A 15735-nucleotide genomic window follows, 5' to 3' on the forward strand; every position below is an offset into this window, starting at 1 on the left:
TGTGCTGGTCAGGACGCTCCGACCGGCCATTTCGCCGTGCCTATTTCTCAGGAGAGCGCCATGCGTAAACGCGGTTTGGCCGTCCTCGCCGCCGCCCTGCTGGTCGTGCCGCTGTCCCCAGGGGCCGCGCAGGCCGATCCCGCCTATCCGTTCCGCGATCCGAGCCTGCCCCTGGAGGCCCGGGTCGACGACCTCGTCGGGCGGCTCACCCTCGACGAGAAGATCTCCCTGCTGCACCAGTACCAGCCGGCCATCCCACGCCTCGGCATCGAGGTGTTCAAGACCGGCACCGAGGCGCTGCACGGCGTCGCCTGGTCCAACGACTACCGCAACAACGCCGCCAAGATCGACGCGACGGCGACCGTCTTCCCGCAGGCCGTCGGCCTGGCCAGCACCTGGGACCCGGAGCTGATCGAGCGGGTCGGCGCGGCGGTCGGCGACGAGCTGCGCGGCTTCCACGCGCAGGACCCGGGGGTCTGGGGGCTGAACGCCTGGGCGCCGGTGGTGAACCTGCTGCGCGACCCGCGCTGGGGCCGCAACGAGGAGGGCTACTCGGAGGATCCGCTGCTGTCCGGCGCGATCGCCACCGCCTACGGGCACGGTCTGCAGGGCGACGACCCGGACCACCTGAAGGTCGCGCCCACCCTGAAGCACTACGCCGCCTACAACAACGAGACCAAGCGGGACGTCACCTCGTCGAACGTGCCGCAGCGGGTGCTCAACGAGTACGAGCGCAAGCCGTTCGAGATCGCCCTGGAGAACGACGCCGCGACCGGCGTGATGGCCTCCTACAACCTGATCAACGGCCGGCCCGCCACCGTCGACCCGGACCTCGCCGGCATCGTCCGGGACTGGAGCGACCGGCGGCTCTTCAACGTCAGTGACGCCTGGGCGCCGACCAACCTGACCGGCTCCCAGAAGTACTTCGCCACCCAGGCCGAGGCGAACGCCGCGATCCTCAAGGCCGGTCTGGACAGCTTCACGGTCAACGACACCAACGCCGAACCCACCACGACCGCGATCAAACAGGCCCTCACCCAGGGCCTGATCACCGAGGCGGACGTGGACGAGTCGGTCGGCAACGCGCTGAGCATCCGGTTCCGGCTCGGCGAGTTCGATCCGGACGGTGGCCCCTACGCGGACATCACCCCCGCGGTGATCGACAGCCCGCAGCACCGGGCGCTGGCCCGGGAGACCGCCGCCGAGGCGGCGGTGCTGCTCAAGAACAACAGGGCCGCGCTGCCGCTCAAGGCCGCCGGTTCGGTCGCGGTGGTCGGTCCGCTCGCCGACAAGCTCTACACCGATTGGTACGGCGGACAGCTCCCGTACGAGGTCACGGTGCTCGACGGCATCAAGGAGCGGGCGTCCTCGGTGACCAGCTCGTTCGGTGCCGACCGGATCGCCCTGAAGGACGTGTCGACCGGCCGCTATGTGACCGGCGGTTCCGGCCCGGTCGGAGTCGTCGAGACCACTCCCACGCCGGCCGCCCAGTTCGACAGCGTGGACTGGGGCGACGGAGTCTCCACCCTGCGCAACGTCGGCAACCAGAAGATGCTCGGCTACGGCTGGGGACCGTTCGTCACCGTGGAGAACAACCCGACCGGCTGGTTCGTGCAGCAGCAGTTCAAGCTCGAGGAGCAGTCCGACGGCACGTACGTGCTGCACTACGTCGGCTACGAGACCCAAGAGCCGTGGTTCGGCGCCAACCAGTACGTGACGATCGGCGCCGACGGCAATCTGGCCCTCGGCTCGCCGGACGCGGCCGGCGCCGCCCGCTTCACCAAGGAGGTCCTGGTCGACGGCGTGGCCGAGGCGGCCGCCACCGCGAAGGCGGCGGGCACCGCGGTCGTCGTGGTCGGCACCGACCCGTTCGTCGCCGGCCGTGAGGTCCACGACCGCACCTCGACGGACCTCGGCGCGCGTCAGGAGGCGCTGATCAAGGCGGTCCGGCAGGCGAACCCGAACACCGTCGTGGTGGTGCAGAGCAGTTACCCGCAGACGCTCACCTGGGCGCAGCAGAACGTGCCGGCCATCCTGTGGACCACGCACGCCGGCGCCGAGACCGGGCACGCGGTGGCCGACGTGCTCTACGGCGACGTGAACCCGTCCGGCCGGGTCACCCAGACCTGGTACCGCTCGACCGCCGATCTGCCGGCCGACCTGTTGCAGTACGACATCATCAGCACCGAGCAGACCTACCTCTACAGCGACGCCAAGCCGTTGTACGCGTTCGGGCACGGACTCTCCTACACGAACTTCCGCTACGGGACCCCGAGGGTCAGCGACGGCAAGGTCAGCCTGACCGTCACCAACACCGGCAAGCGGGCCGGCGACGAGGTCGTCCAGCTCTACACCCACCAGCGCACCTCCCGGGACGCCACCGCGAACAAGCAACTGCGCGGCTTCCAGAAGGTGCACCTGGCGGCCGGGCAGAGCAAGACCGTCACGTTCGCGCTGAAACCGGCCGACCTGGCCCGCTGGGATCAGACCCGGCAGCGCTGGGTGGTCGAGACCTCGGTCTACGACGTGCTGCTCGGCTCCTCGTCGGACGACATCCGGCAGCGGGCGGCGCTTCCGGTGCGCGGGGAGACCATCCCGGCGCGCGATCTGTCCAAGGAGACGAGGGCGGAGACCTTTGACGCGTACGCCGGAGTGAAGTTGCTCGATGAGAGCAAGGAGCGCGGCACCGTGGCCGGGGCGACGCAAGCCGGCGACTGGATCGCCTTCAAGGATGCCGCCCTGCGGGGCGGGACCACCTTCACGGCTCGCGCTTCCGGCGCCGGCACCGTGCAGGTCCGGCTCGGCTCGCCGACCGGCCGCCTGCTCGGCACCGCCACGCTCGCCGACACCGGCGGGATCTACCAGTACGCGACGGTGACCGCCCCGCTCGCCCGGGCCACCGGCCGCCAGGACGTCTACCTGGTGCCGAGCCCCGGCCTGCGGCTCGCCACCTTCAGCATCCGGTAACGGGGGCACCGTGGGTGTGCCCGGCCAGCGCCGGGCGCACCCACGGTGATCAGTGAACCCTTTTCGACGTGGCCAGGGCGGCACCACCCGGCGCCGGCCGAGCGGCCCAGAGATCTAGGGCCCGACGCCAGGTTGAAAAGGGTTCATTAGGATCGACGAAAGGAGAGCTGTGGCGACATGGGGAGGCGCAGTGCCGACGATCAACGACGTCGCCAGGGCGGCCGGGGTGTCGCCCAGCACGGTGTCGTACGTGCTGAGCGGCCGCCGCCCGATCTCGGCCGAGACCCGCGCCCGGGTCCAGGCCGCCATCGCCGAGCTCGGGTTCCACCCGCACGCCGGCGCCCGCGCCCTGGCCAGCAGCAAGACCAACGTGCTCGCGCTCGTCGCGCCGCTGCGTGTGGACGTCAACGTGCCGGTCATCATGCAGTTCGCCACCGCGGTGGTCACCGCGGCCCGGTCCTACAACCACGACGTGCTGCTGCTGACCAAGGACGAGGGGACCGCCGGGCTGGAGCGGGTGGCGCACAGCACCATGGTCGACGCGTTGATACTGATGGACCTCGAGCGCGACGACCTGCGGATCCCGGCCCTGCGCCGGCTGAAGCAGCCGTCGGTGCTGATCGGTCTGCCCGCCGACCACACCGGCATCGCCTGCGTCGACCTGGACTTCGGTGCGGCGGCCAAGGCGGCGCTGACCCACCTCGCCGGGCACGGCCACCAGCGGATCGGCCTGGTCGGCCCGTCGCCGGCGGTCTACCGGCGGCAGACGACGTACGCGGACCGGTTCCTCACCGGTTTCCTGGAGACCTCGGCCGAGCTGGGCCTGCGGACCGTGACGCACCCGTGCGAGCCGGGCGGCGAGGGGGTCCGGGCCTGCCTCGCCGAGATCGACGCCGAGTTGCCCGCCCTCACCGCCCTGGTCGTGCACAACGAGGAGGCGCTGCGGCCGCTGCTGGACCTGTTGCAGGCCACCGGCCGGCGGGTTCCGGAGGACATCTCGATCGTGGCGATCTGCCCGCGGGACGTGGCCGTCTCGATGCCGGTCAACCTCACCTCGATCGACATCCCGGCGCACGAAGTCGGCACGCTCGCCGTGGAGACCGCGATGCGGCTGCTCGACGGCCGCCGCGTGGAGTACACCCGACTGCTAGAGCCGAGCCTCGTCGAGCGCGACAGCTGCCGGGAAATCTCCACGTCACACCGTTGACACGAATGGCGCTCGTTCCATAGCGTCTCGGCAAGGCACATCGTCGAAGCGCTTCGACATAACGTTTCGATTCGTCGAAGCGCTTCGACGATGCGGCCGCTGGCTTTGACCAATTCCAGTCCCCCTGGGAGGACGGCATGTTCCGATCCCGAACCGGCCTCGCGGCCGGTGCGCTGCTGCTCGCGGCATCCCTCGGTCTGACCGCCTGCGGCGGCGACGACGGTGGCGCCGAGGAGGGCGCCGACGCGAAGGCCCTGACGCTCTGGCACTACGAGGGCCCGACCAGTGCCATGGGCATCGCCTGGAACAAGGCGATCGAGATCTTCAAGGAGAAGCACCCCGGCGTCGAGGTGAAGTTCGAGGAGAAGGGCTTCGAGCAGATCCAGCAGAACGCCCAGATGATCCTCAACTCCGACAGCGCGCCGGACATCATGGAGTACAACAAGGGCAACGCGACCGCCGGCCTGCTCTCCAAGCAGGGCCTGCTCACCGACCTCAGCGAGCAGGCCACCCAGCGCGGCTGGGACTCCAAGCTGAGCTCGAGCCTGCAGACCACCGCCAAGTACGACGAAGACGGCATCATGGGCGCAGGCAAGTTCTTCGGCGTGCCCAACTACGGCGAGTACGTGATGGTCTACTACAACAAGGACCTGTTCACGAAGCACAAGGTCGAGGTGCCGACCACCCTCGACGAGTTCACCGCGGCGATGGACACCTTCGTCAAGGCCGGCGTGACCCCGCTGTCGGTCGGTGGCGCCGAGTACCCGGCTCAGCAGATCTTCTACGAGCTGGCGCTCTCCAAGGGCGACCGGGCCTTCGTCGACGACTACCAGCTCTACAAGAACAAGGTCGACTTCAAGGGGCCGCAGCTCAGCTACGGCGCGCAGACCTTCGCCGACTGGGTGAAGGCCGGCTATATCTCGAAGGACTCGGCCGGCATCAAGGCCGAGGACATGGGCGTCGCCTTCACCCAGGGCAAGTTCCCGATCCTGATCTCCGGCAGCTGGTGGTACGGCCGGTTCGCCACCGACATCAAGAACTTCGAGTGGGGCACGTTCCTCTTCCCCGGCAACAACCTGCACCCGGGCTCCAGCGGCAACCTCTGGGTGGTGCCGGAGAAGAGCAAGGCCAAGGCGCTGGCGTACGACTTCATCGACATCACCATGTCGCCGGAGATCCAGGCGCTGCTCGGCAACAGCGGTGGTGTCCCGGTCGCGGCCGACGTCGCGCAGATCACCGACCCGAAGAACAAGGAACTGATCGAGAACTTCAACAAGATCTCGACCAATGACGGCCTCGCCTTCTACCCGGACTGGCCGGCTCCCGGCTACTACGACGTGCTCGTCGCCGGTGTCCAGGGCCTGATCAACGGCTCGAAGACCCCGGACGCGTTCCTCGACGAGATCGCCGGGCCGTACAACGAGAACCTCGCGGATCTCGGCAAGTAAAGCGCAGCGCGCGGGCGGTGGTCCGCCACCGCCCGCGCCGCGAAAGGGAGCCGGTATGGCTAAAAACAAGGGTTACGCGGTCTATCTGATCCCCGGCGTGCTCGCCTCGCTGCTGGTGATCATCGTGCCGCTGATCATGACGGTGTACGTCAGCTTCACCAAGTGGACCGGCGTCGGCAGCCCGCGCTGGGTCGGCCTCGACAACTACACCCGTCTCTTCGGCGACACCCTGTTCTGGCAGTCGTTCAGCAACATCATCCTGCTGATCATCGCGATGGCGGTGATACCCACGCTGCTCGGCCTGGTGCTGGCGGCGGTGCTGTTCGACTACGTGGCCAAGCACTTCAGCGACCGCTGGGCCGGCTTCTTCCGCTCCGGCTACTACCTGCCGCAGGTGATCCCGGTGGCGGTGACCGGCATCGTCTGGGCCTGGATCCTGCATCCCAGCTACGGCGCGCTGAACCGGATCCTCGAAGCGGTCGGGCTCGGCGGGCTGGCCAAGAACTGGCTCGGCGACCCGGACTACGCGCTGTACAGCGTGATGGCCGTGATGATCTGGTTCCAGCTGGGCTATCCGATCGTCATGTTCATGTCCGGGCTGCAGCGCATCGACCCGTCGATCTACGAGGCCGCGGACCTGGACGGCGCGAGCTGGTGGCAGCGCTTCCGGAAGATCACGGTGCACATGATCCGGCCCGAGTTCTACGTCGTGCTGATCACCACCACGATCGCCGCGCTGAAGATCTTCGGGCAGGTCTTCGTGCTGACCCGGGGCGGGCCGAGCAACTCGACGCTGGTGCCGTCGTACTTCGCGTACAAGAACTTCTTCGAGAAAGCCCAGGTCGGGTACGGCTCGGCGATCTCCACCGTGCTCACCGTGCTGATCATCGTGCTGGCGTTCGTCTTCCTGCGCCTGCAACACCGGGCTGAGGAGCTGTCATGACCGTCACGGCTACGAAAGCTCCCGCGCGTACCCCGGAGGGTGAGGCGCCGAAGGCGCTGAGGCATCGCAACCCGGTCCGGTTCTTCGTGCTCGCCGGCCTGCTGGTGCTGCTGCTCCTGCTGGTCGGCCCGCTGCTGGTCGTCGCGGTCAACGCGGTGAAGAGCCCGGCCCAGTACGCCGGAAGCGGCCCGCTCTCCCTCCCGACCAGCCTCTACTGGGACGGCATCGTCGACTTCTGGAACCGGGTCAACTTCGGCCAGAAGCTCTGGAACAGCTTCATCACCAGCCTGGTCGTCGCGGTCCTCGGCGTCGTGCTGAGCATCCTGAACGCGTACGCGCTGGGCATCGGCCGGGTGAAGGGCCGCATCTGGTTCCTGGTGTTCTTCCTGGTCGCGAACCTGCTGCCGCAGGAGGTGCTGGTCTACCCGCTGTACTACATCTCCAAGGAGGCGGGCCTCTACGACAACCTCATCGCGATCGTCATCATCTTCACGGTCACCCAGAGCGCGTTCGGCACCTACCTGCTGACCTCGGTCTACAGCGAGTTTCCCCGGGAGCTGCTGGACGCCGCCTCGGTGGACGGCGCCGGGAAGTGGCTCACCCTGTGGCGGGTCGTGGTCCCGGTCAGCATGCCGACGCTCGGCGTCCTCTTCACGTTCTTCTTCATCTGGACGTGGAACGAGTTCTTCCTGCCACTGATCTTCCTGATCTCCAACGACAACCAGACCGTCCCGGTGGCCCTCGGCGTCCTCCAGGGCGACCGGATGATGGACGCCACCACCACCAGCGCTTCCGCGCTGATCGGCATCCTCCCCGCGATGCTCTTCTTCCTGATCTTCCAGCGGACCCTCACGCGCGGCATCGCCGCCGGCGCCATCAAGTAAAGGATCTTCATGAAGTTCACCGACGGCTATTGGCGCAAGCGTGACGGTCTCACTGTGCTTCACCCCGCGCACTTTCAGGACAGCGTCCCGGCGCCGGACTCGCTGACCGTCTACGCCGCCACCCGGCCGGTCCGCCATCGCGGTGACACGCTGAACGCCCCGCTCATGACGATCACCTGCTCGGCCCCGGCGCCGGACGTCATCCGGGTCACCATCGAGCACTTCCAGGGCCTGGAGCCGCGCCTGCCCGTCTTCGCCATCGCGGAGTCCCCGGCCGACGTCGTCGTGGACGACACGTCGATCACCTCCGGTGCGCTGACCGCGCGGTTCAACCCGGGGGAGAACTGGGCGCTGGACTTCCTCGCCGAGGGCCGCCGGATCACCGGCAGCGGGTGGAAGGGCATGGGCATCGTCGACACCGACGACGGCGAGTCCTACGTGCACGAGCAGCTCGACCTCGGTGTCGGCGAGACGGTCTACGGGCTCGGCGAGCGGTTCGGGCCGTTCGTCAAGAACGGCCAGAGCATCGACATCTGGAACGAGGACGGCGGCACCAGCAGCGAGCAGGCGTACAAGAACGTCCCGTTCTACTTCACCAACGCCGGGTACGGCGTACTCGTCGACCACCCCGGCAAGGTGTCCTTCGAGGTCGCCTCGGAGATGGTGTCGCGTACCCAGTTCAGCGTCGCCGGCCAGTCACTGTCCTACCTGGTCGTCTACGGCCCCACCCCGGCCGACGTGATCCGTAAGTACACCGCGCTGACCGGTCGCCCCGCGCTGCCGCCGGCCTGGTCGTTCGGACTCTGGCTGACCACCTCGTTCACCACCTCCTACGACGAGGAGACGGTGAACAAGTTCGTCGGCGGGTTCGCCGACCGGGACCTGCCGCTCAGCGTCTTCCACTTCGACACGTTCTGGATGCGCGAGTTCTCCTGGTGCGACTTCGAGTGGGACTCGCGGGTCTTCCCGGACCCGCCGGGCATGCTCAAGCGCCTCGCCGACCGGGGACTGCGGACCTGCCTGTGGATCAACCCGTACATCGCGCAGCGCTCCGCGCTGTTCGCCGAGGGCAAGGCCAAGGGCTACCTGGTGCGCCGGCCCAACGGCGACGTCTTCCAGTGGGACCTCTGGCAGGCCGGGATGGGCCTGGTCGACTTCACCAACCCGGACGCCCGCGAGTGGTACGCCGCCAAGCTGCGCGGCCTGGTCGAGATGGGTGTCGACGCGTTCAAGTCGGACTTCGGCGAGCGGGTACCGACCGACGTGGTGTGGCACGACGGGTCCGACCCGGAGCGGATGCACAACTACTACACGCAGATCTACAACCAGGTCGTCTTCGACGTGCTGCGGGAGTCCAAGGGCGAGGGGGAGGCCGTACTGTTCGCCCGCTCGGCCACGGTCGGCGGGCAGCAGTTCCCGGTGCACTGGGGCGGCGACAACTCCAGCAACTTCGAGTCGATGGCGGAGAGTCTGCGCGGCGGGCTGTCGCTGATGTCGTCCGGCTTCGGTTTCTGGAGTCACGACATCGGCGGCTTCGAAGGTCTGCCGGACCCGGCCGTGTTCAAGCGGTGGGTGGCGTTCGGGCTGCTCAGCTCGCACAGCCGGCTGCACGGCAGCACCTCCTACCGGGTGCCGTGGGACTTCGACGAGGAGGCGGTGGACGTACTGCGCGCCTTCACCCACCTCAAGTACCGGCTGATGCCGTACCTGTTCGGCGTCGCCCGGGAGGCGCACCTGGAAGGCCTGCCGGTGATGCGCCCGATGGCGTTCGCCTTCCCGGACGACCCGGCGGTGACCCACCTGGACCGGCAGTACCTGCTCGGCGGCGACCTGCTGGTCGCCCCGGTGTTCAGCGCCGGCGGCGACGTCTCCTACTACGTGCCGGCCGGCCGGTGGACCCACTACCTGACCGGGAGCGTCGTGGAGGGCCCGGGCTGGGTCCGTGAGACGCACAGCTTCGACAGCGTGCCGCTGCTGGTCCGGCCGGGTGCGGTCGTCCCGGTCGGTGCCCGCCAGGACCGGCCGGACTACGACTACCGCAACGGCGTCACGCTGCGGCTGTTCGAGCCGGCCGAGGGGCGTACCGCGGTGGTCGTGCCGGGACCGGCGGGCGCGGACAGCGTCTTCACCGTGGTCCGGGAGGGTTCCGAGATCCGCATCGGCCGCGCCGGGGACGCGCTGCCGTGGCGGGTCCAGTTCGGCGACGACGTCACCGACATGGCCGCTGACCAGGACAGCTGCACCCTGACGCTCCGGTAACAACGGCGGGTCACCCGACGGAAGGGTCTTTCCGCGGCGTTGCCCGTCACCCGTTCTGCCCGGGCGCATAGTGAGCGTCCGGGCAGAACGGGGGAGTGAGCAGCGGATGCGGTGTGGCAACAGGGGCGTAGGGCTACGCCTGATCGGGGCGGGCCTGGTCGCGGCCCTCGGCTTGAGTGGATGCAGCGGTTCCGACGGGCTGGAGCCGGCGGATGAGCTGACGGCTTCCTGTCCGGCCCGGCATCCGCTGGCCGCACCGCCGTCGGTGCCACCGACCCCGTGTCCCTCGGCGTCAGTGGAACCGGACGCTTCGCTGGCGGCCGGCCGGCCGGCACTGGACCACGCTGTCGCGCTCGTTGATGCCGGCTGGACGGCTGCGGCCGCTGGTCAGTCACCTGTCACCGCTCGCGCCGCGGCGGCCGTGGCCGTGCCGAAGCCGGCGAGCACGCGTTCGCGACGCCCGCCGCCGGGCTGGATCTGGTGGCTCCTCGACAATTTCCCGAGCGACGATTGCACGTCGGTCCCGGCGGGTGCCACCGGCCTGCTGATCGAGGCGGAACGGCTCGAAACCCTGCGTTTGTGCGTCAAGGGCTACGCCGCGAGCAAGGCTCCTCATCTCCTGATCAGCGCGCCGGACGGCGATCGCATCGAGCCCGCTGCCGTCGCCGACGGGGCCGTGTGGAGCTGGGAGGTCCAGCCGGGGGCCGAAGGCGACGAGTTGACCGAGGTCGGCACCTACCGGTTCACCATCACGGGGAAGCCGCGGAAGCGCGGCGCGCGGACCCTGATGACATCCGGCCGCATCGTGGTGACGCGCAGCACCGCACCACGTGCGGCCCTCGCCGACGACGGCGGCGCGGGGGAGCGTGCGCTGCGGCCCGGCCAGAGCGTGCGTGTCCGCCTGGCCGGCTACCGCCCCGGCCAGGCGGTGCGTGCCGCCGTATACCGGGAGCCGCCCCACAGCAGCCGGTATCGCTTCCTGGCGGAACTGCCGGACACCGTGGTGGACAGCTCCGGAGAGGGGATGCTTCGGTGGGTGGTGCCGGCGAACGCCGTGTCCGGGCGCCACGCGATCTGGATCGCGTCGGGGCCGGAGTCGTGGGACGGCTGCGACTGGGCGCAGTGCGAGAGTTTCCGGGTCGGCGGCTGAGGCCGGACCGGCGGCCGGTGCGGACCCCGGCCGGCGGCGGCACCGCGCTTCTGGACTGGACGGTGCGCTACGCGGTGCCCCTGCTCAGCGCCGTCGGACTGGCGCTCTACGGGGTGCTGCGGCTGGCGTACGTCCTGTTCTATTCGCAGCTGCGGGCCACCCCGCAGGAGATCGGCTACGGCTACGCCGAGATCCTCTCCAGCCAGCTGGTCGGGACGATCGAGCTGGTGCTGGTGGTGACGCTCGTCTTCCTGGTGGTCGGTCTCGCCGGGCGCGGGCTGCGCCGGCTCGGCGCGTCAGTGACCGGCCGGCGGGCGCGCCGGACGCCGGTGCGGCGACTTGTGCTGCGCTGCGCGCTGGCCGGGCTCGCCGCTGTGCTGGTCCTGCTGCCGATCATGGCCTGGCTGGCCGGCACCGAGGCGCGCAACGGTCGCACGATCCGCAATCTGCATCTCGCGCGTACCGTGCGTATCCCGGTGCTGGCGGTGCAGGCGGTGCCGGCGGCCCTGGCATGGAGCGTGATGACCCCGCAAGGGCTGCAGAACCTGATGGACCGCAGGTGCCTGCTCTATCTCGGGCAGGCCGCCGGCACGACGGTCTTCTACGACGTGCAGAGCCGGGAGAGCCTGCGCGTGCCGTCCGCGCAGGTCATCGTCTCGTTGCTGAACACCGACGGCGTGCCGCACGGCTGCTGAGCCCCTGTTCCGGCGCTCAGTTCGCCGGCCGCTGATAGACGTCGGGGATGCCGTCGGCGTCGCTGTCGGCCTCCTCCGCCTCGCAGATCAGCCGGTAGTGCCGGTTGCGGATGCGCAGCAGCACCGTGGCCAGCATCGCCGCGATCAGGGAGCCGGCCAGCACGCCGATTTTCGTCTGATTGTCGAGCTCGCTGCCGGAGCCGAAGGCCAGCTCGCTGATCAGCAGTGACACGGTGAATCCGATGCCGCCGAGCAGGCCCAGACCGAACACGTCCCACCAGCTCAGGCCCTCGGCGAGCCGGGCCCGGGTGAAGCGCTGCACCAGCCAGGCCGAGACGGTGATGCCGATCGGCTTGCCCAGCACCAGGCCCACCACCGCGGCCAGGGTGGCGGTGGCGCCCAGCCCGCCGCTGCCGCTGATCGTGACGCCGGCCGCGAAGAACGCGAAGATCGGCACCGCGAAGCCGGCCGAGATCGGCCGCCACCGGTGCTCCAGGCGCCCGGCCAGGTCGACGCGACCGCGTACCGGGACGGTGAAGGCGAGCAGCACGCCGGCCACGGTGGCGTGCACCCCGGACGCGTGCACCAGCGCCCAGGCCACGGCGGCCAGCGGCAGCAGCAGCCACCAGCGGCTGATCCCGCGCTGCACGAGCGCGCCGAAGACCGCGATCACCAGCAGGGCGCCCAGCAGCGGCAGCGGGTGCAGCCCGGAGGTGTAGAAGATCGCGATGATCATGATGGCGAGGAGATCGTCGACCACCGCGAGGGTCAGCAGGAAGATCCGAAGCGCGCCCGGCAGATGGGTGCTGATCACACCGAGGACGGCCAGCGCGAACGCGATGTCGGTGGCGGTCGGCACCGCCCAGCCGCGCAGCCCGCCGCCGTCCCCGGTCGCGGTGACCGCAACGTAGAACAATGCGGGGAAGATCATGCCGCCCATCGCGGCGGTCACCGGCAGCGCCGCCCGCCGCAGGTCGCGCAGGTCACCGGCGACGAACTCGCGTTTCAGCTCCAGGCCGGCGACGAAGAAGAAGATCGCCAGCAGCCCATCGGCGGCCCACGCGGCCAGGGACAGGTCGAGGTGCAATCCGGCGGGGCCGGCCCGGACGGCCGACAGATCCTGGTAGGCGTCTTTCCAGGGGGAGTTCGCCCAGGTCAGGGCCAACACCGTGGCGCCGAGCAGGAGCAGGCCACCAACCGTCTCCGCGCGCAGGATCTCACCGATGCGGCGCGCCTCGGGCCAGCTGCCGAGCCCCAGCAGACGGAATGTGCCGTTCGGTGGCTGGGTCACGATGGTCCTCCCGGTGGGCATACCTGTCGTAGCGCCGACCAGGCTTCCCGGCACACCGTCGCCCACCTTACGTGACCTTCATTTTCCGGTCGACGTATGTGGTGACCCGGCGGGGGTAACGTCCCACGGGGAAGGGCCGAAAGACCCGTGCTCCTGATGACCGCCGCCGATACGTTCAACCTCGACTAACTCCGGCGAGAGGAACTGATCGTGACCGCCGTTTCGGACAATCGCCCCCAGCTCGACCACGAAGAACTCGTCCGGAAGCTATCGGCTCCGGACGATGCCGAGGTCGCCGGCCTGGACGCGTGGTGGCGGGCGAACAACTACCTGACCGTCGGCCAGATCTACCTGCAGGGCAACCCGCTGCTGCGCGAGCCGCTCACCCCGGAGCACATCAAGCCGCGCCTGCTGGGGCACTGGGGCACCAGCCCCGGCCTCTCCTTCGTCTACGCCCACGTCTCCCGTCTGATCAGGACGACCGGGCAGCAGGCCATCTACCTGGCCGGACCCGGGCACGGCGGCCCGGCGCTGGTGGCCGCCGGCTACCTGGAGGGCACCTACTCCGAGGTCTACCCGGAGGTGAGCCGCGACGAGGGCGGCATGCTCCGCCTGTTCCGCCAGTTCTCCAGCCCGGGCGGCATCCCCAGCCACGTCTCGGTGACTACGCCCGGTTCCATCCACGAGGGCGGCGAACTCGGCTACGTGCTGGTGCACGCCTTCGGCGCGGTGATGGACAACCCGGACCTGCTCGCCATCGCGGTGGTCGGTGACGGCGAGGCCGAGACCGGGCCCCTCGAGGGCTCCTGGAAGGGCGTCTCGTTCATCAACCCCGAGCACGACGGCGCGGTCCTGCCGATCCTGCACCTCAACGGTGCGAAGATCGCCGGGCCGACCGTGCTGGCCCGCAAGGACCCGGCCGAGGTGCGCAAGCTGCTCGAGGGCCACGGCTACGACGTCATCGAGGTCGAGGGCGACGACCTGCCCGGCATGCACCACCGCTTCGCGGCGGTGCTGGCCGAGGCGTGGGGCAAGATCCGGGCGATCCAGAACGCCGCGCGCGGCGGCGACTGGGACGGCACGCGCCCGCACTGGCCGCTGATCGTCATGCGTACGCCCAAGGGCTGGACCGGTCCCGACAAGATCGACGGCATCACCGTGACCGGCACCTGGCGGTCACACCAGGTGCCCCTCTCCGGGGTCCGCGACAACGAGGACCACCTGCGTGAGCTGGAGAAGTGGCTGCGCTCGTACCGGCCGGACGAGCTCTTCGACGCCACCGGCGCCCCGATCGAGCAGATCCGCGCCGAGGCGCCCGCCGGCGACCTGCGGATGAGTGCCTCCCCGCACGCCAACGGCGGCCTGCTCACCCGCGATCTCGACATGCCCGACTTCCGGGACTACGCCGTCGAGGTGAAGCGGCCCGCGGAGGGCCGCGCGGAGTCGACCCGCAAACTCGGTGAGCTGATGCGCGACATCTACACCCGTAACCCGGAGCGGTTCCGGCTGTTCTGCCCGGACGAGACCAACAGCAACCGGCTCGGTGCGGTTTTCGAGGTCTCCGACCGCGGCTTCATGGAGCGGACCACCGGCGACGACGTGAAGATCAGCCGGGACGGCCGGGTCATGGAGGTGCTCTCCGAGCACAACTGCCACGGCTGGCTGGAGGGCTACAACCTGACCGGCCGGCACGGCATGTTCGCCACGTACGAGGCGTTCGCCATGGTCAGCGCCTCGCAGACGGTCCAGCACGGCAAGTGGCTGCAGGAGGCGAAGGACCTGCCCTGGCGTGCCAAGGTGCCGAGCCTGAACGTCCTGCTCACCTCGACCGCGTGGCGCAACGACCACAACGGCTTCTCGCACCAGGGGCCCGGCCTGATCCAGGTGGTGCTCACCCAGCGCGGCGACGTGGCCCGGGTCTACCTGCCGCCGGACGCGAACACCCTGCTCTCGGTGGCGGACCACTGCTTCCGGTCGAGGTCGTACATCAACCTGATCGTCATCGACAAGCAGCCGCAGTTGCAGTGGCTCGACATGGACCAGGCGATCGAGCACACCGCGAACGGCGCCGGCATCTGGGAGTGGGCCGGCACCGACGACGGCGGCTCGGACCCGGACATCGTCCTGGCCTGCGCCGGTGACGTGGTGACCATGGAGACCGTCGCGGCCGCGCAGATCCTGATGCGCAAGCTGCCGAAGATGAAGGTCCGCGTGGTCAACGTGGTCAACCTGATGACCCTGCCCCGGCCGAAGGACCACCCGCACGGCATGAGCGAGACCAGGTTCCGCGAGCTGTTCACCGACAACGTGGACGTGGTGTTCGCCTTCCACGGCTACCCGGGCGCCATCCACCAGCTGGTGCACGGCCGGCCGGACGCCGACCGGTTCCGGGTGCGCGGTTTCATCGAGCAGGGCACCACCACCACGCCGTTCGACATGACGGTGCGCAACCGGGCGTCGCGCTACCACCTGGTGATGGACGCGATCAACAACGCCAAGCGGCTGCCCAGCGGCGCGAGCGAGCTGAAGGCCTGGTGCCAGGCGAAGCTGGAGAAGCACGAGCGGTACGTCGTCGAGCACCTCGAGGACATGCCGGAGGTGCGGGACTGGTCGCTCGGCGACTGGGCGGAGAACTGACCGGAAGCGAGAGTGGCCGTGCGATATCCCACTGCCCGGTGCGCGCCGATGCGCGTTTTCCCGCAGGACCTCTCAGGTTCACGCGCGAATCCGCAGTTCGACAGGCACGAATCGGTCAGCGGGACGAAATCATTTCTGACGAATCGCTGGCGATGACTTACTTCACCCTTTTAATCATCGGCGCGGGGGACGAAAGTGAGGGAAGTACACACCCGTCGCTCGACGATGAGGAAGGGGAACCCCCATATGGCTGC

General features: G+C 69.3%; 10 protein-coding genes. 9 read left to right on the forward strand and 1 reads right to left on the reverse strand.

The features are described 5' to 3' along the window. The first annotated feature begins 60 nt into the window (after positions 1 to 60). The 8 genes from I4J89_RS06100 (at position 61) to I4J89_RS06135 (ending at position 11553) form a co-directional block, all read left to right on the forward strand. Entirely contained in the window at positions 61 to 2967 is a 2907-nt protein-coding gene (locus I4J89_RS06100) for a glycoside hydrolase family 3 protein (protein ID WP_196412853.1), read from the forward strand. Between the two features lie 190 nt (positions 2968 to 3157). Continuing rightward, positions 3158 to 4174, forward strand: a complete 1017-nt coding sequence (locus I4J89_RS51410; RefSeq protein WP_196412854.1) for a LacI family DNA-binding transcriptional regulator — start codon at positions 3158 to 3160, stop codon at positions 4172 to 4174. 137 nt (positions 4175 to 4311) lie between these two features. Further along, entirely contained in the window at positions 4312 to 5622 is a 1311-nt protein-coding gene (locus tag I4J89_RS06110; protein WP_196412855.1) for an extracellular solute-binding protein, read from the forward strand. 55 nt (positions 5623 to 5677) lie between these two features. After that, complete coding sequence (locus tag I4J89_RS06115) at positions 5678 to 6565, forward strand: carbohydrate ABC transporter permease (RefSeq protein ID WP_196412856.1); 888 nt, start codon at positions 5678 to 5680, stop codon at positions 6563 to 6565. Beyond that, positions 6562 to 7449 carry a carbohydrate ABC transporter permease gene (locus I4J89_RS06120; protein WP_196412857.1) on the forward strand — a complete coding sequence of 296 codons (888 nt, stop codon included), beginning with the start codon at positions 6562 to 6564 and terminating at the stop codon, positions 7447 to 7449. Before I4J89_RS06115 ends, I4J89_RS06120 begins: the two co-directional genes overlap by 4 nt. 9 nt (positions 7450 to 7458) lie before the next feature. Further along, the gene (gene yicI, locus I4J89_RS06125) at positions 7459 to 9708 is read left to right on the forward strand and encodes an alpha-xylosidase (protein WP_196412858.1); all 2250 of its coding nucleotides are present in this window, start codon (positions 7459 to 7461) and stop codon (positions 9706 to 9708) included. A 295-nt stretch (positions 9709 to 10003) separates the two neighbouring features. Beyond that, positions 10004 to 10858 carry a hypothetical protein gene (locus I4J89_RS06130; protein ID WP_196412859.1) on the forward strand — a complete coding sequence of 285 codons (855 nt, stop codon included), beginning with the start codon at positions 10004 to 10006 and terminating at the stop codon, positions 10856 to 10858. A gap of 17 nt (positions 10859 to 10875) precedes the next feature. Continuing rightward, positions 10876 to 11553: a hypothetical protein gene (locus tag I4J89_RS06135; protein ID WP_196412860.1), complete on the forward strand. Its 678-nt coding sequence runs from the start codon at positions 10876 to 10878 to the stop codon at positions 11551 to 11553. Between the two features lie 16 nt (positions 11554 to 11569). Here the strand turns inward: I4J89_RS06135 and nhaA are convergent, their stop codons facing one another. After that, positions 11570 to 12865, reverse strand: a complete 1296-nt coding sequence (gene nhaA, locus I4J89_RS06140) for a Na+/H+ antiporter NhaA (RefSeq protein ID WP_196413338.1) — start codon at positions 12863 to 12865, stop codon at positions 11570 to 11572. Between the two features lie 183 nt (positions 12866 to 13048). Here nhaA and I4J89_RS06145 point away from each other — a divergent pair, with 183 nt between their 5' ends. Beyond that, on the forward strand, positions 13049 to 15481 hold the full coding sequence (locus I4J89_RS06145) for a phosphoketolase family protein (RefSeq protein ID WP_196413339.1): 2433 nt from the start codon (positions 13049 to 13051) through the stop codon (positions 15479 to 15481). Positions 15482 to 15735 lie beyond the last annotated feature (254 nt).

It is taken from the genome of Actinoplanes aureus (assembly GCF_015704865.1).
Classification (GTDB): domain Bacteria; phylum Actinomycetota; class Actinomycetes; order Mycobacteriales; family Micromonosporaceae; genus Actinoplanes; species Actinoplanes aureus.